Annotated in this window: 12 protein-coding genes; 4 read left to right on the forward strand and 8 right to left on the reverse strand. The window is 63.3% G+C overall.

Going from position 1 to position 21,807, the window contains the following annotated elements; genetic code table 11:
• Positions 1-720, forward strand: coding sequence for a metallophosphoesterase family protein (locus WKV53_RS20350; protein ID WP_341406635.1), 720 nt, complete (start codon positions 1-3; stop codon positions 718-720).
• A gap of 34 nt (positions 721-754) precedes the next feature.
• Here WKV53_RS20350 and WKV53_RS20355 read toward each other — a convergent pair whose 3' ends face one another.
• The 8 genes from WKV53_RS20355 to WKV53_RS20390 form a co-directional block, all read right to left on the reverse strand.
• The gene (locus WKV53_RS20355; protein ID WP_341406636.1) at positions 755-1,210 is read right to left on the reverse strand and encodes a Crp/Fnr family transcriptional regulator; all 456 of its coding nucleotides are present in this window, start codon (positions 1,208-1,210) and stop codon (positions 755-757) included.
• Between the two features lie 42 nt (positions 1,211-1,252).
• Positions 1,253-1,609: a DUF3307 domain-containing protein gene (locus WKV53_RS20360; RefSeq protein ID WP_341406637.1), complete on the reverse strand. Its 357-nt coding sequence runs from the start codon at positions 1,607-1,609 to the stop codon at positions 1,253-1,255.
• Positions 1,606-2,094: a Crp/Fnr family transcriptional regulator gene (locus WKV53_RS20365; RefSeq protein WP_341406638.1), complete on the reverse strand. Its 489-nt coding sequence runs from the start codon at positions 2,092-2,094 to the stop codon at positions 1,606-1,608. Before WKV53_RS20365 ends, WKV53_RS20360 begins: the two co-directional genes overlap by 4 nt.
• Positions 2,095-2,148: 54 nt before the next feature.
• A complete protein-coding gene (gene glsA, locus WKV53_RS20370) occupies positions 2,149-3,963 on the reverse strand; it encodes a glutaminase A (RefSeq protein WP_341406639.1) in 1,815 nt (604 codons plus the stop codon).
• Between the two features lie 85 nt (positions 3,964-4,048).
• Positions 4,049-12,118, reverse strand: coding sequence for a cadherin-like beta sandwich domain-containing protein (locus WKV53_RS20375; protein ID WP_341406640.1), 8,070 nt, complete (start codon positions 12,116-12,118; stop codon positions 4,049-4,051).
• 4 nt (positions 12,119-12,122) lie between these two features.
• Entirely contained in the window at positions 12,123-13,250 is a 1,128-nt protein-coding gene (locus tag WKV53_RS20380) for a hypothetical protein (RefSeq protein WP_341406641.1), read from the reverse strand.
• Between the two features lie 278 nt (positions 13,251-13,528).
• Positions 13,529-15,622, reverse strand: a complete 2,094-nt coding sequence (locus WKV53_RS20385; RefSeq protein ID WP_341406642.1) for a CHASE2 domain-containing protein — start codon at positions 15,620-15,622, stop codon at positions 13,529-13,531.
• A gap of 10 nt (positions 15,623-15,632) precedes the next feature.
• On the reverse strand, positions 15,633-19,241 hold the full coding sequence (locus WKV53_RS20390) for a TonB-dependent receptor domain-containing protein (protein ID WP_341406643.1): 3,609 nt from the start codon (positions 19,239-19,241) through the stop codon (positions 15,633-15,635).
• Between the two features lie 224 nt (positions 19,242-19,465).
• Between WKV53_RS20390 and WKV53_RS20395 the strand changes: the two genes are divergently transcribed.
• From WKV53_RS20395 to WKV53_RS20405, 3 genes are read left to right on the forward strand one after another with little or no spacing between them, the layout of a single operon-like run.
• Positions 19,466-20,509 (forward strand): A/G-specific adenine glycosylase, encoded by a 1,044-nt coding sequence (locus WKV53_RS20395; RefSeq protein ID WP_341406644.1) that lies wholly within the window; start codon positions 19,466-19,468, stop codon positions 20,507-20,509.
• A gap of 33 nt (positions 20,510-20,542) precedes the next feature.
• Positions 20,543-21,307, forward strand: a complete 765-nt coding sequence (locus WKV53_RS20400) for a S1 family peptidase (RefSeq protein ID WP_341406646.1) — start codon at positions 20,543-20,545, stop codon at positions 21,305-21,307.
• Between the two features lie 21 nt (positions 21,308-21,328).
• The gene (locus WKV53_RS20405) at positions 21,329-21,724 is read left to right on the forward strand and encodes a hypothetical protein (protein WP_341406647.1); all 396 of its coding nucleotides are present in this window, start codon (positions 21,329-21,331) and stop codon (positions 21,722-21,724) included.
• The last annotated feature ends 83 nt before the right edge of the window (positions 21,725-21,807 follow it).

Raw genomic sequence — 21,807 nt, forward strand, 5'->3', positions numbered from 1 at the left:
ATGAAGCTCCTGTTCGTCGCCGACCTGCACTATGCGCTCAAGCAGTTCGATTGGCTGGCCGCGAATGCCGCCGAGTGTGACGCGCTGATCATCGGCGGCGATTTGCTCGACCTCGCCGGGGCACTGGATACGGATCTCCAGGTGGTGGTGGTGGAAAAGTATCTCCATAAGCTCAGCAAGCTCACCCGCCTCATTGTCAGCTCGGGCAATCACGATGGAGACCACCACGATGCCAACGGCGAGTCGCGTGCGCACTGGATCGGCGAGATGAGAGGCGACCGGCTGCACGTTGATGGCGACTCGCTGGATGTGGCGGGCATGCGCATCACCGTTTGCCCGTGGTGGGATGGTCCGGTGAGCCGGGCGGAGGTGGAGCAGCAATTGATCGCCGCCGTGCCGCCACCGGGGACGCCGTGGGTGTGGGTCTATCACGCGGCGCCGGAAGGTCCGTTGAGCTGGACGGGCAAGCAGTTCATAGGCGACGCGACACTGACCGAGTGGATCGCGCGCTTTTCACCAAGCATTGTCCTATCGGGGCATATCCATAATGCGCCCTTTTATGCGCAGGGCTCGTGGATCGATCGGATCGGCGAGACGTGGGCCTTCAATCCTGGAAAGCAAATCGGGGCGAGCCCGACGGCGCTACGCTTTGACTTGGACCGGCAGGAGGTGAGCTGGCACTCGGTCGAGGGTGTGGAGGAGCGGAGCTTGGTGGGGTAGGAAGGAAGCGTATCGCGCAAGCAATTCGCTGGGATCAGTTCTTCGTCTTACGCTTTGGATGGCGGTGCATCAGGGTGCTGAGCACATCGTCCACCATGCCGATATGATCGTTGCCTTCGTACTGATGTTTCACGTCCACGAGGTAGTGATTGAGCGCATCAATGCGATGGGCCAGCAGCTCCGCGATGTGCAGGCAGGCGGCCGGTGAGCTGGCGAGGAAGGCTCGGGGTTCGTCGACGGTGGTGATCCGTGCTGCGGTCAAGGTCCTCACGCTGGCGGTACAGGGACCACCGAGGAGCAGCGACATTTCCCCGAAGACGGCACCGACTTCGGAGATCTTCGCGACGCGGACGTCGTCACGCAGCACTTCCACCTCGCCCTCAAGCAAGACGTAGAGGGAAGGGCAGGGTTCATCCTGCTTCAGCACGAACTCGCCCGCCGCGAGTTCGCGGACCGGGTGGCCGGCGATGATGTCGAGGAACGGGTTCATCGGCGGAAATGCAGCAAATCGGGGGCCAAGCCGGACGTTCGCTCAGACGGCGATCAGTCCTTTCGCCAGGAGGACTACGTAGATGGCCTTGCAGCTGATGTGGAGGACTTGATCGGTAACGTAGCCATACCATCCCTCGCCCTTGCCGAGATCGATGAGCCAGTGGAGCGCCAGCTCCGTCGCGCCGAGGATCACGCTGCCGGAGACGAGCCAGACGCCGCCTGCGTGGATGAGCGAGTGGGCCGTAAGGGAGATCAGCCACTCGGCAAGCGTGCCCGCCTGCTTGCGCTGCTTGGTGCGGGCCAGGTAGTCGCCTTGGAGCGGGAAGTCCGCCAGCGCGTGCGAAATGGCGAACGCGAAAAACAGGGCGAGCGGTCCGCTCTGGAGGAGGATGCTCACGCAGTCGGTCTCCAGAAGCTATGCAGCGCCGACTTCTCTTCCGAGTCGGCGAGTTTGGCATTCATGGCGCGGATCCGCTTTCCTTCGAGGCGGAGCAGGCCCTTCATGAACTCGATGCCGACCACCGGGTCAGCCTCGAACAAGGATGCCAACTCGGTTTCCGAAATCTGCCAGATCAGGCACTCACTGCGCGCGATGACCGAAGCGCTGGCGGTGCCGGGATCGAAGACATTGACCTCGCCCAGCGAATCGCCCGATCCGAGCGTGGCGACGAGGATATTCCGGCCGCCCGCATGCGACACCACGTGCAGCATGCCGGACAGGATGAGGTAGAGATTGTGCTGTGGCTTGCCTTCTTCGATCAGCGACTCGCCATCATGCGGGCGGACGAATTTACCGAAGGACGCGAGAAACTCGCGGTGGGAGGCATCCATCTCGGCGAGGAAGCCGATGGCGGGCAGTTCCGAAAGGGGAGACGAACTCATGGGAATCGACCGACGTTGGCGTGTCGGACGGCCCTCGACTAGCAGGAAATTCGGTCAACCTCGTAAGGCGGAGATCTCGATATTGGCCTGCCGCAGCCGTTCGCAGAGCAGCAGGGCGAATTGTTTCAGGATCTTGGCTTTCAAGGCTGGATACTCGTGGCCCATCTCATCGAAGAGCGCGCGCTGGATGACGCGGCAGGTGACCGGTGCCGTGGTCACGACATCGGCCGAGCGCGGTGAGCCATCGAGGAAGGCGAGTTCGCCGAAGCTCATGCCGGCGGAGAAGACATCGAGACGCTGGTAGCGGTTGTTTCCTAACAGCAACCGGACTTCCACGGTGCCATCGGTCAGCACGAAAAGCTCATCGGCCGTGCCGCCGGTGTGGATGATCGTTTCGTCCGCCTTGAATTCGCGATGCTCCATGCGCTTTTCCAGAAGCTGCAGCTCCTTTTCATCGCAGGTCGAAAACAGCGAGCACTTGGATAGAGGCACCGGTGGTGCGTCGGGCACGTGGTTCGGCATCACCCTCTCCAGCACGGCGTCCTCGCAGAACTCGAGCGCGGCGTCTTCGCTCGGGAAAAGCGCGTCATTGCCGAGCCCGGCGACCTCCAGTACCTTGCCGTGGCGACCGGCATGGCAGCAGAGCAGTCGCACGCCGACGTCTTCGAGCTGCGCGCGCACATCACGGAGCATGCGCAGCGAAACACCGTCCACGGAGAAGACATTGGCGAAGTTCAGGATGATGTGCTGGCAATAGGCGGCCTGCTTCACCAGCTCCCGGATCACGGGCTCGAAGGTCGAGAACAGCAGCGGCCCCTGGAGCTCCATGACGCGGATGCGGTCGCCGTAGCTGCGCAGGGCCTTGAAAACGGGAGCAGGCAAGCGCCGCCGCGAATTCACCTGCGAGGCATTGTAGCTGCGCCGCAGGGCTGGCTGCGGCACCGCGCTGGGATTGAACATGTGCAGCGAGAGCTCGCGGGCGAGGTCCATGCAGACCTTGATGCCGCGGACGCTGTTGCCCTGCTCATCGAGCGGCGGGGAAAAGACGCCGATGCCGAGCTGGCCGGGCAGCACCGCGAGGATGCCGCCGCCGACGCCGCTCTTGGCCGGTAGGCCGACCCGGTAGATCCACTCGCCGGACCAATCGTACATCCCGCAGCTCGCCATCACGCCGAGAACATTGTCCACATACTCATGGGCGATGGCCCGCTCGCCGGTAACGGGATTGCAACCCTGGTTGGCGAGCGTGGCACCCATCACCGCGAGGTCGGCGCAGGTCACGCGCAGCGAGCATTGTTGAAAATAGGTTTCCAGGATGTCGCGGGGTTCTTCGTCGATAATGTCGAAATTCCGCAGCATCCAGCCGATCGCCCGGTTGCGGTGGCCGGTCTGGCTTTCGGACTGATAGATCTGCTGGTCAATGTCGAGCTGGCCGATCGCGCAGCGAGACAAGTACTCGCGGATGCGGTCGATGCGAGACAGGCCGTCTTTCTTAAGGACCTGCCCGCAGGTCGCGATCGCCCCGGCATTGATCATCGGGTTGAAGGGCGCGCCGTTGCCGGGTTTCAGGCTGATGGCATTGAAGGCATCGCCCGAGGGCTCCACGCCGATCCGCGAAATCACATGTTCTTCACCGCGGTCTTCAAGGGCCAGGCCGTAGGACAGCGCCTTCGAGATCGATTGGATGGTGAACTTGTGCCGCGTGTCGCCGACCTCGTAGAGGTGTCCGTCACGCGTCGCGATGCAGATGCCGAAGAGGTTCGGGTCGGCCTTGGCGAGTTCCGGGATATAGTCGGCCACCTTCCCCTCGCTGACCGGGGCGTAGCGCTGGTGGAGGGTTCTGAGAACTTGGGTTACAGGGGATTTCATGCGGGAGGTCTTCGCCCGTGAGCAGGACGAATACCTATCTCCGTTTTCCGGGCCGAAAATCGGCGAACGGAGTTGAGTAATCCTGTCATGGCGACGCCGACTCCACCGTCACCTGATAGAACCATCGGTCTCCAATGGCCGCGGGATCGGTGAGGGTAAGATTTCCATTCGCCACCGGCGGACCCACGGTGACGACGTCTTGCCAAGCTCCGGGTGTCAAATCCGTGCGACGCTGCAGGGTGTAGATCCGGCCGGTCTTGGCCGGCACCACGACGGAAACGGAGTTGCCCGTGCGCGTGACGGAGCCGACCCGGAAGACGTCGTTCGGATTGTTCGGATCGGTACCGGCGGTGTATTCGTCGATGTTGATGCTACCGTCGTGGTCAGGGTCCTCGCTGTCGGATGCGTTTCCTGCATTCGCGGTGGTGCCGAAGTGATCCGAGCGCCACGAGGAGATTGCCGAAACCTGCGGCGCGTAGGTGATCGTCACCGTCAGCAGGCTGCTCCCCAGCACGTTGACCGTCTGCATCGTCGGGGTGACGAAGCCGGGTGCATCCTTGAGCTGGATGTTGTAGGGGGCGACCGTGAGGTTGTTCTTGCGAGTGCCGGAGGCAAGGAAGCTGACCTCATTGTTCAGCTTCCAAAGTGCACCTGCGGCCCGTGCCTCGGCTGGCTCCAGAATGACCGTCAGGGCACCCTTGCTAAGCGTGGTCGAGATCGCCGTGTAGCTGGTCAGCGAAATCCCGCCCGAGGTGTTGTTGTTGCCGGTCTGCGCGGTGATCTCCGCACGGTTGAAGAGATCGATCACGCTGGTGTCGATCGAGCGGACCAGATTCTGCGCATTGTTTCCGCCGACATAGATGCCAGCGGGGAAGTAGCTTCCGCCGTCGAGCTGGGCACAGACGGGTCCGCCGAGCATGCCGGAGAGGGCGTGAATCTTGTCCGTTCCGAAGACACCTTCGGTGACCGGTACATAGCCTGCCGCGGTGGCGCGGAACGCATTCATCTTGGCCCGGCCGTCAGCCGATCCGCTGCCGCGGAAAGGATAACCGACCACGGTCTTGAGAGTCGTGGCTGTCACCAGTGGCTGTATCGCGCCATCGGTGGAAAGGAAGCCGGAGTAGCCGCCTCGGCCTGCCTCCCCGGCGAAGTAAATGGCGGCGGCATTGTAGCGTTGTGAGGCGATCCCGGGCTGGCCGGGAGTATTCTCCGATGCACGCTGGGCCGCATAGCCATCGAAGACGTAGAAGCCACGAGGCACCATCGGCACCGGCTCATGCACCTCGCGCGAGCGCTGGAAGAGCCACTGCGCGCCGGGAACCTGCGAAAGCGTCACCTCATCGAACATGGCCTGCGCCACCGTGGCGACGACCCGTGGTTTCACCACGAAGCCGCTGAAGGACCCCGAGTCCGTGCGCAAATGGCCGACATAGGCATAGGGGAGATTCCGGCGCGTCGAGATCGTGTCGAAGGTCAGCTCGCGGAGCGAACTTGCCTTGGTGGCATCGAGGTCGGGGTCGTAGGCGAACGTGTAGGTGCGGGTTTCGCCATCGGCCACCAGCACCTTCACCGGAGCGGGTGCGTCCAGATCCAGCGCCGCTTTGAATTCCACCAGATGATTGCCCGGGGCGATGCCGGTGAGCGTGCCGCCCGACTCGGTCCACGGTCCGCCATTGAAGCCGGAGAGCCGCCACTGTGGCCGCTGCCCCAGCGGGACCGAAGGAAGGGTACGGCTCTTCGGCTCCATGAACACTTGAAGCGCACCACTGCGGGGAACGGTGGACTGGAGATAGTCGCGGGTGATTACCACGCGCGGCGTTCCGCTGATGATGCCAATCAGTTCACGTCCGGGCTGAAGCCGACCGGGCTCGGGAAAGAATTCGATTTCGCGGTCACCTGTCGTGAGGCCCTTCGCCACTGCACCGGAGGCTTTCCATTCGATGTCCCCGACGAAGCGCCACTTGCCGAGACCGGTCGGTGTGAGGAACACCTGCAGCTCGCCCGAGTGAGCGGTCTCGTCAAGCTCGCGCGGGAACTTCTGGAACAAGCCCGCCAGTGCATCGCTGCGGAACGACTTCGTTTCGCCGATGCCGAACGAGTTGTTGTTACCGGCCCGGATCGCGAGTGAGCGATAATAGTATGTCTGCTGCGGCAGCAGTCCATCGAGCGGGGCTGAGATCGGCTTGTCGTCATCACCGTTTACCGTGAGTTCCGTCGCTCGAACGCGGTTCGGGAAAGAAACGCCATCGGTGCCATATTCGAAGTAAACTTCCGCCGGACCACCGCGTGCGCGGGCGGTGCCGGTGACGCGAATGCCTCCCGCTTCAAGCGGCGAGGCCGCGAGGGTTGTTGCAATGGGTGTTTGCAGGCCGGTGGCGAAAGTGCGATCTTCACCGTAGGTGATACCGAGACTGTTGAAGGCGACGACACGATAGTGATAGGTCGATCCGGGAAGCAGGCCCGAAGCGGTCCGCACCACGGTGGCGTCTTCGGTCCCGCTGCCGATTCCGCTGGCCGGTGTCGAGCTTCCGTAGCCGGTCGTCAGGCCGTATTCGAAGCGGGTGAAGGTCGTGCCGCCCTGGGGATTCACCGTGCCCTGCAGCAGCGCGCTCGTATCGGTGACATCCAGGGCCTCCTCCGTGGTGGCGACTGGCAGTGTGGTCGGGATCCCGGTGCCGGATCCGCTTTGGCCGACCACGAAGTAAACGAACTCGCCGGAGGTCTGCCCGAAGCTGCTGATGCCGATCAGCCGGTAGGCGTAGGACCCACCCACGTGCAACCCGGTCAATGTGGCCTCGATGTCCACCACCGAGCTGCCGCCGGGGACTTGTTGCGTCGGCGTGTTTTGGGGGTACCAGGATGGCCCGACGAATTCCCCGCACTCGAAATACACCGAAGTGGCCGTGCCATTCGGATCGACCGCACCCACGAGCTTCACGCTGCCTTCCGCCACATCGACCGCTTGGCCGGTGGCGACCAGCGGCGGCGATTGCTTGGTCGTGAAGTTCTTCGTGGTGCCGAAGATGGTTCCCGCCGAAGTGGTGAGACCGATGCGATAGTAGTAGGTCACCTCCGGCAAGAGGCCAAAGAGTCCGCCTTGGATGCCAAGCGCTGAATTGCCGGAGATCACCTGCCCGGCGGTTGCGTTGCCGAAGGTTGGCGTGGTGCCATATTGGAAGAACACGGTCGCCGGGCCGTTCGGCGTCGCTGTGCCGGTCAGGGTCGCTGTCTTGTCACCGCCGTCCGCCACCGTGCCGGTGACGACGGAAGGCGGCGCCGAGCGCGTCACGGTCAGCGTGTAGCGCTTGGTGGTGCTTCCGTTGCCGGACGTCACGTCGATCGGAATGACGGTGCTGGTCGGACTCAGCGTGACCGGATCGCTGGCGGCATCTGCCGGCACGAGTTGATTGGCCACTTTCACCGTGGACTGCAGTACTTCGGCGATCGGCGTGATCTGGATCGAAGGCACATCATTCGGCACCGTGATGAAATAAGCGGTGATGCCGAAGTTGAAGATCGGGCTGACGTCACCCTCGCTCGTGTAGAGGCCGATCAAGTTGGCATTTGAGGAAGGCAGCACGGTGATCACCGTCGCCGAGCTGTCGGCAGATCCGCTGATGCTGGAGGCGCGTGCCCAGAAGCGGGTGTTGACCGTCACCGGCGGCGTCATGAAGAGCGGCGAGGTGGCTCCCAGCACTGGTGCGTCAGTGTTTCCGGACGGGCCTTCATACCATTGGAAGGTCGGCTCCGGCAGACCGGTGGCCGCGACCGTCAGCGTGGTGGTGGTGCCATACTGGAGACTGCGCGAGGCCACCGGGTTCTGGGTGATGTGCGGAGCGATGCCTTTGACGGTGATCGTCACCGTGGCATGGGCGGAAGCACCGCGGGTCGTGACCGTCACCACCGCGGGATACACTGCCGGTGTCGTCGGAGTGCCGCTGATAATGCCGGTCGCAGGATGAATACTGGTGCCGGGTGGCAAGCCAGTGGCCGACCATTGGGCACCTGCGCTTTCACTCGAAAGCACCTGATAGCTCATTGGCACCAGGTAGTTCACGGCGACCGCCTGATTGGCGATCAGCGGCAGCGTGGTGATGACGAGCGGGCGGCTATCCGCACCGCCCGAGTTGCTGGCGCCGATCACCACCGGGAAAACGCCCGCTTCGGTTGGGATACCCGAGATCAGGCCGTTCGAGCCATCAAAGCTGAGGCCCTGCGGCAGCACGCCGCGGAGTGTGAAGAGCACCGCCGAATGATCCGCCGTGATCTGGTAGGAAAGCGCCTCGCCGCGATTGCCGGAAACGGTCGCCGCCGAGGTGATCACCGGAGCAACTACCACCGATTCGTAGGTGAAGGTCAGTGTGGTGAGCTTGCCTTCCTCCAGAGTCACGGACTCGGTCACCGGCGGCACGAAGCCGGCGATCGTCGGGAAGCTCACCTCGTATTCAGCGGGCGAAAGGTCATCGAGCTGCGAGCCGGAGGGTTGATAGGCCGCCGCCGGATTGATGCGCCATCCGGCACCGGCATTGCGGGCTGCGGCGGGCTCGATCACGACTTTCAGTCCGCCGAGCGTGGGCTCATCATAGTCCTCCACCAAGGTGCTGGTGCCTCCACCGCCGCTAGCTCCGACGCCATCGCCCGAGCTATCGCTGGCGAAGCCGATCATTTCCACCACGTCGCTATCGAAGGATCGCACGACCGTCTGGCCGGTGCCGCCGAGATAAACTGCGGCCGGATAATAGGCACCATTCGAGAGAACGCACAGCGGTCCGCCCGAAGCACCACCGCTCGCACGGATGTCCGAAGTCGTGTAAGTACGCTCGAAGCCCTTCGCAAAGGTCACGGCCGCCGGTGGCGTCGCGTGCATCCGGTCGAGGTCGGCTTCGGAAGTGCCGTCGATGGGATAACCGGTGAGCGTCTTGAGCGAATCGGAGAGCAGGAACTCGTTCGTCAGGTTGTCACTGGCGAGGAAACCGCTGAAGCCACCGCGGCCCACGTCTTCGAGGAAGAACATCGTCGCCACGTCGAGATTCTGCGACTGCGGGGAAGAAACGCCGGGCGAGTTGTCGAGCGCTCGCTGTGCCGCGTAGCCGGTCATCAGGTAGTGACCGCGCGGAATCTTCGGCACCGGAGAGTGCACGCCACGATCATGTTGGAACAGCCACTGCAAACCGGTGGCGATCGAAAGCGTGCCGTCGTCGAACACCGCGTGGCCGACCGTGACGACCACCTTTGGACGAACCACGAAGCCAGTGCCCGATCCTGCGTCGCTGCGGATCTGCCCGACAAAGCCATTCGGCACCGAGGCGTCGGTCGACACCGCCTCAAAGGGAACCATCGTGGGCGCCGTTCCGATCGCTTCTTCGGCGATGTAGTAAGTGATGGTAACCGCAGTGTTCTGGCCATCGTCCACCGTCGCGGTGACCGGTGCCGGCGTGGCTCGACCGGTGATCGGCTTGCAAAGGATCACGTATTCTCCAGGGACGAGGTCGGCAACGGTGACGCCACTCTCTCTCCAGGCGGTGTCATCTTCTCCGTAGAATTTCCAGCGCGCGGGAGCTTCATCTTCGGTCAGGTTCTGTGGCTTGAGAGTCACCGTCACGCTGCCGCTGCCGGGCGTGCCGGAGGGAGTGTAGGTGCGGGCTAGAGCAAGCGGCGTGACCACGCTGGCCACGGCGACTGCTTCAGTGGCCGGTTGGACGTAGCCTGCGACAGGACGGTATTCGATCACTCGGTCGCCCGTCGTCAGCCCCGTCGCGGGAACACCGGAGGCACGCCAGAATTGCTCACCGGCGAAACGCCAACCGCCGCCGATGTCGGCCGGGCTCAACGTCACGTCCACCGAGCCGCGGCGATCCGCGAGCGGCACGCCGGGTGGGAATTGTTGGATCAGGCCGGAGAGTGATTCGACATCGAAGGTCTTGGTTTCGCCGTTACCGGTGCCGCCCGGCCCCACCGCGCGCACGCGGTAGTGATAGGTCACGCCTTGCGCGAGTTCATCCAGTTCCGCGCTGATCGGGATCACGCCATCGCCGCTCACCGTGCCGGGAGTGGCGCGCACGCTATCGAAAATGATGCCGTCCGTGCCGTAATCGATCCACACCTCGGCATCGGCACCACGGGCACGGGCAGAGCCATCGATGCGGACGGTCGTGGTGGTCAGCACCGTGGATTCGCCGGTCACCGCGGTGGGTGCGGGCGAAGCGGTGGTGAAGGTTAGCGTGTCGCCATTGCTCGCTCCGAGCCCGTTTGAGGCGGAGACGCGATAGTAGTAGAGAGTGCCTGGGAGCAGGCCAGTGATGGAACGCGCCACGTCTACCGGATCGGTGCCGTTGCCAATGCCCTGTTGCGAGGTAGAGGTGCCGAGCGACGCGGTGAGACCGTATTCGAACTTCACCAGCGTGGTGCCGCCATTCGCATTCACACTGCTCTGAAGGATCGCGGACTCGGTGGCGACTCCACCCGCAGCACCGGTCGTGACGGTCGGAACCGCGCTGGCGGTGCCACTGCCGCCGCCGGTGGTGACCGTGAAGATCACATCATTGCCGAAGGCGGTCCCGGCGGTGTTGCTGGCGACGAGGCGGTAGTGATACGAGGCACCGGCGATCAGCGAGAGGTTCGGTGCCTGCACGGCCACCGTATTGAAGCCCGCCGTGATCTTCTGCACCGGCGTGGATTGGCCGTAGGCGGTGGTGAGGCCGTATTCGAAATAGGCCGATGCTTGCACGCCATTCGGATTCACCGCACCCACCAGCGTGGCGGTGGAAGTCGTGATGTTCGCCGGCGAGCCGGTCGCGGCCACCGGCGGATTCGGTGCGGTGGTGAATTGGCGCGTGTCGCCGTAGATAGTACCCGCGGGGTTCACCAGCACGGAGCGGAACTGATACGTCGTCGCGCCGCTCAGGCCGTTCACGCTGGCGGCAAAGGTCCGCAGCGTGTTTCCGGAAAGATCGCGGTCCGGCGTGCGGCTGCCGAAAGCGGCGGTCGGGCCATATTCGAAATAGACCGTGGCGGCACCGAAGGGATTGGTAGTGCCGTTCAGCGTGGCGCGCGTCGCATCAATGACCACCGCAGGGGTGGTGGCCACCGTCGCCGCCGAGCCGCGGTTGACGTTGACCGTGTAGGTCCGCGTGGTGACGCCGTCCTTGGCGCGGACCAGTGTGGTGATGAGGTTCGGTCCCACGGCGAGGCCGATGGGATTGCTGGTGGCACCGGAAGCGACGTTGTTGCCGTTCACGGTGATGGTCGCGTCCTCGCCGGAAGCGGTGGGCTTCACCGTGATGGTGGTCACCGTGTTGGCGACCGTGGTGGAATACGTGCCCGTCAGCGGACTGAAGGCCGGTGACAAAACGGAGCTGCCGATGATGAAGGAAGAGAGCTTTGCATCCGCCCATGTCGGTGGAGTCACGACTAGCAAGGAGCCGGTGCCGGTGATCGCGCCGCCCGTGTTCGCGGCATTGTAGAGGCCGTCCAGTTGCGGCACCCCGCCGAGAACCAGTGTCGCCACCGTGTCGCTGCCGATGAAGTTCAGATCGAGCGTTGCTCCTGCCGCGATCGAGACCACGGATTTGTCATTGCCGGTATTCGGTTGGGCGAGCCGCAGCGTGCCCTCGGTGATGGTGGTGTTGCCGCGGTAGCTATTGGCACCGGTGAGGGAAAGTAGGGCGGCGCCATTCTTGGTGAGGGCACCATTGCCGGTGAGAGCGCCATTCAGGGTCACCGTTGCGGTGCCAGTGCCGCCGAAACTCAGATCGGCACCGAGGCCGAGTGGCACATCGACGATCGCTTCCGCATCACCGTTCTGACGGATCTCCGGAAGCGATGCACCATTGGTGGTGAACTGCAGCGCATTTCCCGAGACGGTCACCGTGGAGCCGCCGAAGGTCAGGCGATTGAGAAGGAAGCCCGCATTCTGGTCCTGATTCGCGGTGTAGGTGCCGACGGGAGAAAACTCGATCTCATAGGTAGCGAGACCGGCGGCGGCGGGGGCGCTGCTGTCGGCGCTGGTCCATTTCGTGGCGTCGCTCCAAGCGCCATCGACGGCGTCGGTCCAAGCGAATGGCACTGGCTCGGCAGCCGATGCTGCGGAGGCGAGCAATGCCGCGCATCCGATGGCGGTGCGGAAGGCACGCGGGATGTGGGGGAATTGGAGCATGGCGCTATTCTGCTGGGGGAGGAGTGGGGGAAGTGCGGGTGCCGACAAAGCCATTGAGGCGGGAGACCATCGCCGTGAGGTGTTCCTTTACGGCGGAAAACGCGGGGTCGTTTTGCCAGGAGGTGAGCACCGTCAGGGCCTCGCGATCATGCGCGGCGAGATCGTCGCCGGTCTGCGCGGCCTGGCGGGTGAGGAGGTTATTCGAGACGAACTGGTTGTTGTTCGGATACACGCCGGCAAAGGCGCGCAGCTCGGTGGGCTTGCGGGCGGGATCGAGCAACCACGCTTTCACAAGCGTTTGCTGCGCGGGATCACGGAGATCAGCGCGGGCGAATTGCTGGGCGACCATTTCAGGGCGGCTTTGTTGCAGCGCCGTGTCGGTGGCGAGTCGCGTGAGCTCATCCACCGGCTGACGCTGCACGAGGCGGTCGAGCGTGAGGAAACCGGCGTGAGCGAGATCGCGCCGGTCCTTGCGCTGGATCAGTGACGACAGCAGCGGCGTGCTCCCGGTGGCGTCGACGTGGACGAGAACATCGAAGGCATTCAGATAGCCGATCGATGGGTCCGCCTGCCACGCGGGGTTGGTGATGAGTTCCTCGGCCTTCGAGCGGAGGAAGGTGGGATCGTTCTCGGCCCGCCCGATATTTCGCAGGGCCAGTGCCCACTCGTCCGCGGTGGTCGGCGTGGTGAGGATCTCGCGAGAAAGGGCTGCCGCCGCCGCGGGGTCGATGGAGAGCAGTGCATCAAGCAGGAAGGTCCGGAACGTCGGCCACTCCTTCATTAATCCGTCCCCATTGATTTCGAAGGAAAGTCCGGTGGCTCGATCATTGCCTGAGGCGAAAAACTGACGAATGAACGCAACTGCTTCATCCTTTGGCATCGCAGCCAGCGATCGCTTCAGCTCTTGGAACTTGTTCTGGACTTCAGTGGCGTCAGGCGCACCGCCCAGGAAATCCATCACTGGGGAAATCGGATCGGCGGACAGCTTGGAAGATTCGGTCTTGGCCGGCGGTGAAGAAGACGCGGCGACCGTCGGAGACGGATTCCGGGTTTTGGCTTTCCACGCCCATACCGCGAGCAGACCCGTGGCAAGCAGGGTCAGCGCGGCCAGCGTGATGGGGATGCGGCGCATGGATCGGGGAGGGGAAAGGGGATTTCTAACCAGCAACGAGCGACAGCAATGTGTCTGCAAACCAGCGGCGCATCTCGCCGGTTGCGGCACATGCCTCAAGCAGAGTCGGAGCGATGCGGTGCATCGCGAAGAAGGAGTCGGGGTGATTCATCGGCCTGGGGGAGCCGGGGGGTGAATTGCCGGGGCTTTTGAATACCAACGGTCAGCAACGGGAAGTTTCAGAAACTTGCATGATCTTACAAGTTCAAAACCCGCATCCCTAGATGCTTAAGTGGGGCTCATTTCTCAGTCATCTCGACGATACCGCCGGGGATAGCCTCTCCGGCATCAAGCCGCTTCATGAAGAATGAGCTGGGTCCATCCTTCTCGCCCTTGCTGGCGGAGGTCTTCATGAACAGCTCGCATGCCTGATGGGGTTGATCCTCTGCGAGTGCCGCGAGCGCCTGGTGATAAATGCCGATCCATTCCGGGGTTCCATGGACCGCCGGACCGAGCAGTTCGTGGATGATCGTAATCTCCCGACGACCCTTCACCCGGAAGTGGCCGACCTTGCGGGTGACGAATTCGTCACCGAGACGGCGCTGGACCTCATCGCTCATGAGGATCGAGGTGCCGAGCATCTTGTTCAGCGACTCCAGACGTGCGGCCAAGTTCACCGCATCGCCGATCATGGTGTAGTCGACGCGCCGCATGCTGCCGATGTTCCCCGCCACGACTTCGCCGAAATGCAGTCCGATGCGGGTATTGAGGCGCTCGCCATTGATGATGTCCTTGCTGCTCTGGGAGAGCTTCCAAGCGGCGCGGGCGGCCTTGGGTGCTGACTGTGGCTCTGGAAGAGGCGCGCCCCATGCGGCGAAAATCGCGTCGCCGATGAACTTGATGACCACGCCATCGTCGTCGAACACGTGGCTGGTGGTGCGCTCGAAGTACTCGTTGAGCGTGCTCACGATCTTCTCCGGATCGCCGACGCGCTCGGACATGTTCGTGAAGTCCTCGATGTCGGTGAAGAGGATCGCTGCCTCGACCTTCTCGCCGCCGACCTTCATGCGGAAACCCTCCGCGGTGAGGCGGTCGAGCATCTGCGGCGAGAGATATTTCGCGAAGGCCTCGCGGAGCTGGCGCTGTTCCTCGGTCAGCTTCGCGCGGAAGAAGCGCTCGATGTAGAAATGCGACGCCGTGCCCCAGACGAGCGCCACCGGGATTTGGAGGAAGGCGAGGACGCTCCAAGGGAACCAGAAGCGGTGGAAGTGCACACAGAGGGTTCCGGCGGCGATCAAGGCCACGATGAGCAGTGCCGCGGTGAGAAACCCGCGTGCCGGACGCAGCCAGGCGAAAAGGGCGCCGGCGAGTAGGCCGGCGATCTTGATCAGCCACAGGTCGCTTCCCTCCGAGGAGCTGACCAGCCAGTTGTTCCGGAGCAGGTTTGCCAGCAGCGTCGCCTGCACTTCCACGCCGCTCATCAGGGCAAGGTTTCCGCCCACGTCGAGGCGGTGAAAGGGAGTTGAGAAAAGGTCGATCCCCGCGGCAGCTCCCACCATCCCTGGCTTCGCCCCCACGACGACGACCTTGTCACGGAGGAAGGATGGAACACCGCCACGCACCAAGTCGGAGGCATTGTAAGAGGGAATGGAGTTCGGTGGCCCCGCGTAGTTCACCCAGCGCGGTCTTTGGCGGATCGGCTCGGTCAGAGGTGCTCCCAAGGCGACTGCGGCCTTCCATGTCAGGGATGGTTCGTCGGGGGTGCCGGTGCTGAGTTCGCGCACCGTGAATTTCTTATCGTGGGAAAGTGCCACGAGGCCGAAGTCATCGGCCGCGGCCAGCAACTCGTCGTTGGGCGGGATCAATTGTTCGCCGATAACGTCGAACTTTTGGGTGTTGTCGCCGGTTTGGTTCAGCAACTTCCGTCCACAGGCGAGCAAGACGGGCCGCTGAATCTTGCCCGGAACCGGCGTTAGATTTTCGTCCACTCCTCGGAACCGCAGCATCGCCGCGGCGAATTCACGATCGATTGCCGGATCATCCGAGGGGCGATCGAAGATCAAATCATAGACCACGGCGCGTGCACCCGCCTCGTTCAGGAGATCCAGCAGCTTCGATTGCGCGCTGCGGTTCACGAAGGAGCCGTCGAGCTCATCGATGTAGACGATGCGCACGTCGTCAAAGCTCGCGCTTCGGTGGCCCGCGGTGAACGGGATGTCAGAGCGCAGTGTGAACGGAATGTCATAGCTCAACGTCCGGACATCTCCGCCGAGCCGGAACAGGGCCAGATAGCCAGCAAGGACCGCAAGAACGACGCCAACGAACCCCGTGGCGAGGCGAAGCAGCCGCTCGGTCTTGTTCGCGACTGCGGTCGACGTGACTCCGTCTAGCATCGCGATTTTGTTAGAACGTGAAGCGGCAGCGGATCACCGCGGTGCGGTCGCGCACGATTTCCGAGTAGGGATTGAGCGAGCTCAATTGATAGTCGGTGTCGCCGATGTTGAGGATGCCGGCGCTGATCTCGCATTGGTTGTTGTAAAAGCGGTAGCCGGCCAGCGCATTGAATTGCCAGAACGAGTCGCCCGGATGATAGGGTGTGCGCGACAGGTCTTCTTCCAGATCCTGCGAGTAGTAGTTCGCCTCAATTCGTGCGAAGAGGCCGGTCGGCGAATTCCAGTTCGCGCTCAACATCACCTCGGTCAGCGTGGCCTCGTCGTCGAGATTCGCGAATGGCGTCGAGCCGACGAGTTCCGGCAAGGTGGTCTCCAGCTCCGAGTGCGTGACGCGCAGGCCGGCACCGACCGAGAACTGGCTTCCGATCAGCTGGTTCAGCGTGAAGGCCACCGACTGCTCCTCGTAGTCAAGCCGCTCCGAGGTGCTGTCGGCGAAGTAAGCCGGCGTCGAGGGGAACACGCCCGCGTCGTAGCCGGTGAAGATGCCGCGGGTGCGATCCACGCCTTCCTCGATCATATTGAACGAGGCACCCCACCACGTCCGCGTGGCGAAGTTCCCTTCGGCGCTGAGTCCCCAGATTTCATACTCCGGGGCTTCCACCGAGCCGGCGATCGATTCGGAAATCACGGTCCGGTAGGCTTGGTTGAAGCCGGCGAGCTGGACCGGCTCCAGGCGCACGCTTTCATCGAAGGTCACGCCGCCGAGGCCCTCGCTGTACATCCCGCGTAGCGTCACCCAGCGCGCCGGGGCGTAGGTGAAGCCGACCTTGCCGGAAAACTTGTCGTCATCGCGCTGGAGGTTGTTCGTCGGCGGGTTCCGGAAGTTGTCGGGATACTCGAGGCTGTCCCACGTCGCGCCGCCGATCAGGGTCAGGCAGGGCGTGACCTTCCAGTAGTCGTAGGCGTAGAGGCTCAGCCGGTCGAAATCGACCGAGGTGTGCTGATTCACCGCGGGCGTCTCGAAGCCGCCGTCGAAATTCGGGCGCCCGGCGAACATCCGCGTGTCGGTATCGAATTCGCCCGATTGCCAGCGGCCGCCGGCGATGAGCAGGTTCGTTTCCGTCTGCCAGATGTGCTGCAGCTCGGCGGTATCGATGTCGAAGTTCCGCCGCGTCTCGAGGGAAAAGGGAGCGCCGCTCACGCCTAGAACGGCGCCGCGGCCGAGGTAGGGCCGGATCGCCTTCAGCAGATCGCTGGAGTAAACGAGCGACTCGCCATCGGGGCCGATCGTGACCGAGCCATTCAGCGAGGGATCGGTGAACTGATCCGTGCCATTGACATTCTCGATGAAGCCCGGCCGCAAGCCATCGGCATCGCGCTGGACGAGCAGCTGGGTTGCCTGCGGGTTGCGGAAGACCTGCTCCGCGCTCAAGTGGCCTCCGAGGAACAGCGTGTTCGAACCCGGTGCCCAGCGGTGGTTCCAGCCGGCGAGCAGCAAGCCCGGCGATTGGGTTTCGCTGAAGTCGACGTAGGGCTCGAGCGGCTTGTTATCGTAGGTATCGAAGTTGTCGCCGGTCTGCGCGTCCTGCCACTTGCCCAGGAAATAGAAGATGTCGTCCGGCGTGACCTGCCACTTGAACTGGCCGTAGAGCTCCGAAAGTTCGCCGCCGTTGTTGAAGCGGTCACCGCCGTTGTTGTCGCGGTAGTAGGCGTCGATGCCGTAGCTGAAATTGCCGGACTGCCCGAAGACCGATGCCGCGGTGCGGGATTCGCCGTCACTGCGGATCTCGCTGATCAGGCTCCCGCCGATGCCGTCCGACTCCAGCAGCTTCGAGTATTCCTGCTGCGAGACGAATTGTGAAAGCGGTCCGCCGCCGACCGGCGAGAGCAGGTTCGACAGCAGCAGTTCATTGAACCACGGCGTCTCGTAGCGGAGCTGGACGCGCTTGGGATCGCGCAGCGCATCGAAGGAGTTCGCGAGGAACAGGTGCGCGGAGGGATTGGTGTAGTCGCTTTCCACCGCGCGGGTCGCCTCTCGCACGGCCACGTCCTGCATGCCGGCGTTCTGATAGATCTTCGCGAGGTTCGAGCTGCGCACCGCCTTGTCCTGATCGAGCAAGAGCTGCGAGCGATAGACGCGGCGGTTGTCATTGAGATCGATCGATCGCTCCAAATCGGCGATCGCCTCGTTCGGCCGGTTCTGCTGCTGGAGTTCGATCGCCGAGTAGAGCCACGGCGTCGGGTCGTTCGGGTCGAGCTGCTTGGCCAGGTCCAGGTCCTTGCGCGCTTCGACCGGCTTGTGCTCCATGCTCAGTGCTTTGCCGAGATAGCTGTGGAAGAGCGATTGTGTCGGCTCCACGGTCGTGGCGGTCTGGATGTCCGCCCGGCCTCCAGCAAGATCGCCTTTCTTGGTTTTCGTCAGGCCGAGGCCCAGCCAGCCATTGCCGAAGGAGCCGTCGAGTTGCACCGATTGCTCGAACGACTGCCGGGCCTCATCAATCTTGTTGTCGGCGGCGAGGACGAAGCCCTGCAACGCATGCGCACGGGCATTTCGCGGCGTCAGCTCAAGGCCCTTGGCCAAGGCCTCGCTGGCGCCCTTGGTATTACCGAAGGAAAACTCCAGCTCCGCCAGCCGGGTCCATGCGTAGCCATTGTTCGGCGCTCGTTCGGTGGCGATTTTCGCGGCTTCGCGAGCACCCTTCAAATCGGAACGGGACTGGCGGTAGTAGCTCTCCGCGATCGCTTCGCCCGCGGTATTGAGGCTTTCATTCGGCCATGCCTCACGTTCGCGGAACTTCACCGCGTCGATCATCCGCTCCAGCGAACGACGTCCGGCGCTGTCTGCGGGCACGCCTTTCAGGTCGCGCTCGGCTTCGTCCAGACGACCGACTGCCAGCAAGACGGAGGCGCGATACAGCTTGCCGCTCGTGCCCTGTCCGCTGCCGGAGTGGCTTTCGAGAGCTTCTAACAAATCACCCTGGCGATACGCCGCGACTGACTTCGCCTCGCCCTTCACCCCGAGTTCATCGGCATCCAGCACCGCGGGATAGTAGAGCGCCCACTGGAGAAGATTCGTCGCCTCGATGACCGCCGTGCGTTTCGGCGCGCGACCATGAGCGGTTTCGCCCGCTTCACCGGCGCTCAAGAGCAGCTTCCCGTGCGGGTTCTGCAATTCGACCTGACCTTCCAGCACCTGAAAGTGCGAGGTGCCGTCGGCGGAGACCGAAACATACAGCTGAGTGCCGCGCATCGCGCCGTTGGCGGAGGGCGTCTTGATGTCGATCTCGCCGCTTTTCTCACGACTGAAGATGAAGGCTGCGCCCGCACCGACATCGAGCCGCGGCTTGCTATCATCAAAGAGGCTCGGCGCGATTTCGACGGTGGAGAACTGCTCCAGCCGCATCGTGTAGAGCTCGGTCAGCCGCAGCGTGGCGCGGCTCTTCTGGCGGGTGCGGATCCGGTCGCCGATGGACAGGGCCTGATCCTTTGCGGCCGCTCCCCAGTTTCCCTGAGCTCCCTTGGACGACTGCACGATGTTCTCGATTTCGAGAACCTTCGCATCTTGTCCGGCCGCAGCGGCGGCAAGGCATGCCCACAGAAAGACGGCGCGGCCATTCATGATTCGGGGAGGGGATCGGGAGATGAGGGGGCGACTGGGGATGCTCTGGGAAAGCGAAATATCCCGGGTTTCGCGGGGATAGCGGATCCGCCACGAAGTTGGAGCACGTTGATGGCCAACTATTCGGACGGGGACGAACAAACAAGCTGAAACTAAGTGCCCAAAGTTGTCACAAAGCGGCTTTGGAGAGTGGCGGACGCTGGATTTCCGTTCATCTTCGGCGTGTGCTGAAGCCACTCGCCCGCCAGTCCCCGACCGACGATCCCGCGGCGTTTCGCTCGGCCCTGCGCGACTGGTTCAGCCGGAATGGGAAGGACTACCCGTGGCGCAGAACAAGCGATCCCTATGAGGTGCTGGTGTCGGAGGTGATGCTCCAGCAGACCCAGATCGCCACGGTGCTCGGGCGGGGCTTTTATAGCCGCTTCCTGGAGCGCTTTCCCGATGTCGCCACGCTGGCCGCGGCCGAGGACGACATCCTGCTGAAAACCTGGGAAGGCCTCGGCTACTACCGCCGTGCACGGATGCTGCGGGAATCGGCGAAGGCCGTGCTGGAGCGCCACGACGGCGTCTTCCCCGCGGACTTGGTGGGACTGCTCGGCCTGCCGGGCATCGGCCGCTACACCGCCGGTGCGGTGATGTCGTTTGCCTTCGACCGGCCCGCGCCGATCGTCGATGGCAATGTCGCCCGCGTGCTGGCCCGGCTCTTCGACCGGGCCGATCCGATCGATGCCACGCCGATGCAGAAGTGGCTGTGGGAAACCGCGGACGTGCTGCTCGATCGCGAGCACCCCCGCACCTTTAACTCCGCGCTGATGGAACTCGGCCAGACGCATTGCCGGCCGGGGGTGCCGGATTGCCTGTCCTGCCCGGTGGCCAGTTTCTGCGTTACAAAGGATCCCGCAACGCTGCCGGTGAAGGCGAAGAAGCAGGCGATCGAAGAAATCGACGAGCACACCGCTCTCGTCCGGAGGGACGGGATGATCCTGCTCTCTCGCCAAGGCCGCGGCCGGCGCGAGGGAATGTGGCGCTTGCCGGTTCGCGAAAAGGCCGATCTTTCACCGCTGCCGCTGCTGCACCGGCGGAAGTATGGCATCACTCGCTACCGGGTCAGCCTGCACGTTCACGACTGCCCGGCCGGGCATCCTGCGGCAGCGGAAACAGAGGGCGACGAGTGGATCTCGCTCGACCGCTGGACGGAATTGGTGATCCCACCCGCCGACCGGGCGGCCTTGGAGGCTGTTCTTGGAGAGATAAAAGAAATCGCGTGAGCGGCGGCAGGTCTTTTGCTTCATTGAGTCCGGATGCCTTCGCTTGCCCGCCTGTTCTCGATTGCCCTCGCAGCAATGCTTTTTCCGGCGTGTGGCCCGGACCTGTCGCAAGCCCCCCCGCCGGACACCACCGCCCCTACCCGCGCGATCCGCCGCCTCGCCGCCTCCCGCCTGACCGCGGTGGTCATTTCCTCGAAGGCTGAGCTCTCCCCATGGGTGGAAAGCCGCTTCACGCAGGGCCAAGGGCCCGAGGATGCCGATGGCGGCTCGGCGGTGCCGATCGCGCCGGATGGATACTTTATTACCGCTGACCACGTCTTGAGCCGTTCGGCAGGGCGGAATGTGTTCATCATCCATGGCCAAGAGGGCGGCTTGAAGGCGGCGAAGGCCCGCATCGTGTGGAGATCTTCGTCCACCGACCTCGCGGTGATGCACATCCCGGTCGCCACGCCGAACTACTACACGTGGACCCCGCAGGACCAGTGGCTGCCGGCGGGCACACCGTTGATTCATTCCGGAATTGCCACCGGCTTCCGCAGCGAGCCCGGCAAACTCGTGACCACCATTCCTCCGGGCTCCCACAATGCAGCGCGGTTCAAGCACGATATCCCGCTCGAACCAGGTGACAGCGGCGGCGCGGTGATCGATGCCCGCGGCCAGCTTGTCGGCGTGAATTCGGCGGTGGAATTCCTGGTGCCGCTTGAGACCGCATTTTTCATTGAATCCGAAGCAAACCGTCCGAACGTGCGGGCGTTGCAACGGATGATCGAAGCAGATCGCCGGAGCAATCCGAACTGATCTGTCGACGTATCCCTCTCCATGAAGCTCGCCGCCCTCGCCGCCCTTTCGCTTTCCTCCTGTGTCCCGGTGACGCAGGGCTGGAATGCCGGCTGGACCGAGCGTGCCGCCCAGGACCGGATCATGCTGGTGCGGAACACACCGGAGACCCTCGGGCACCGTCGCTTGATTTATCAATCCGCGGCGCATCCGGACCTCGGCACCTTTCTGAAATCCCGTGGCCTGCCGGATTTCATCGCTGAGACTTCCAGTGAGGACCGGCAGTACCTGATTCTCTACTATCTCGATTCGAAGCGAGCTTTCGCCTGCCGGACGCATCGCACGACCGGTAGCACCATCGATTTCGCCGGTCCCTATCACATGACTGACCGGGAGACCAAGGTGCTGCGAGACCTGCAGAAGGAAAGCGGAACTTGATAACTGTACGAAGAATCAGTGGATTGCGCCTTTGAGCAAAATTCTTTCTAATAATTCCCCTGCTCGTCCGTTTGAGGGGATTC

It is taken from the genome of Luteolibacter sp. Y139 (genome assembly GCF_038066715.1).
In the GTDB taxonomy this organism is placed as follows: Bacteria; Verrucomicrobiota; Verrucomicrobiia; order Verrucomicrobiales; family Akkermansiaceae; genus Haloferula; species Haloferula soli.

What these genes read in the sequence shown, in the direction of transcription:
- WKV53_RS20350 (WP_341406635.1), top strand. Translation starts at nt 1, where the DNA reads ATGAAGCTCCTGTTCGTCGCCGACCTGCACTATGCGCTCAAGCAGTTC.
- WKV53_RS20355 (WP_341406636.1), bottom strand. Translation starts at nt 1,210, where the DNA reads ATGAACCCGTTCCTCGACATCATCGCCGGCCACCCGGTCCGCGAACTC.
- WKV53_RS20365 (WP_341406638.1), bottom strand. Translation starts at nt 2,094, where the DNA reads ATGAGTTCGTCTCCCCTTTCGGAACTGCCCGCCATCGGCTTCCTCGCC.
- glsA (WP_341406639.1), bottom strand. Translation starts at nt 3,963, where the DNA reads ATGAAATCCCCTGTAACCCAAGTTCTCAGAACCCTCCACCAGCGCTAC.
- WKV53_RS20375 (WP_341406640.1), bottom strand. Translation starts at nt 12,118, where the DNA reads ATGCTCCAATTCCCCCACATCCCGCGTGCCTTCCGCACCGCCATCGGA.
- WKV53_RS20380 (WP_341406641.1), bottom strand. Translation starts at nt 13,250, where the DNA reads ATGCGCCGCATCCCCATCACGCTGGCCGCGCTGACCCTGCTTGCCACG.
- WKV53_RS20385 (WP_341406642.1), bottom strand. Translation starts at nt 15,622, where the DNA reads ATGCTAGACGGAGTCACGTCGACCGCAGTCGCGAACAAGACCGAGCGG.
- WKV53_RS20390 (WP_341406643.1), bottom strand. Translation starts at nt 19,241, where the DNA reads ATGAATGGCCGCGCCGTCTTTCTGTGGGCATGCCTTGCCGCCGCTGCG.
- WKV53_RS20400 (WP_341406646.1), top strand. Translation starts at nt 20,543, where the DNA reads ATGCCTTCGCTTGCCCGCCTGTTCTCGATTGCCCTCGCAGCAATGCTT.
- WKV53_RS20405 (WP_341406647.1), top strand. Translation starts at nt 21,329, where the DNA reads ATGAAGCTCGCCGCCCTCGCCGCCCTTTCGCTTTCCTCCTGTGTCCCG.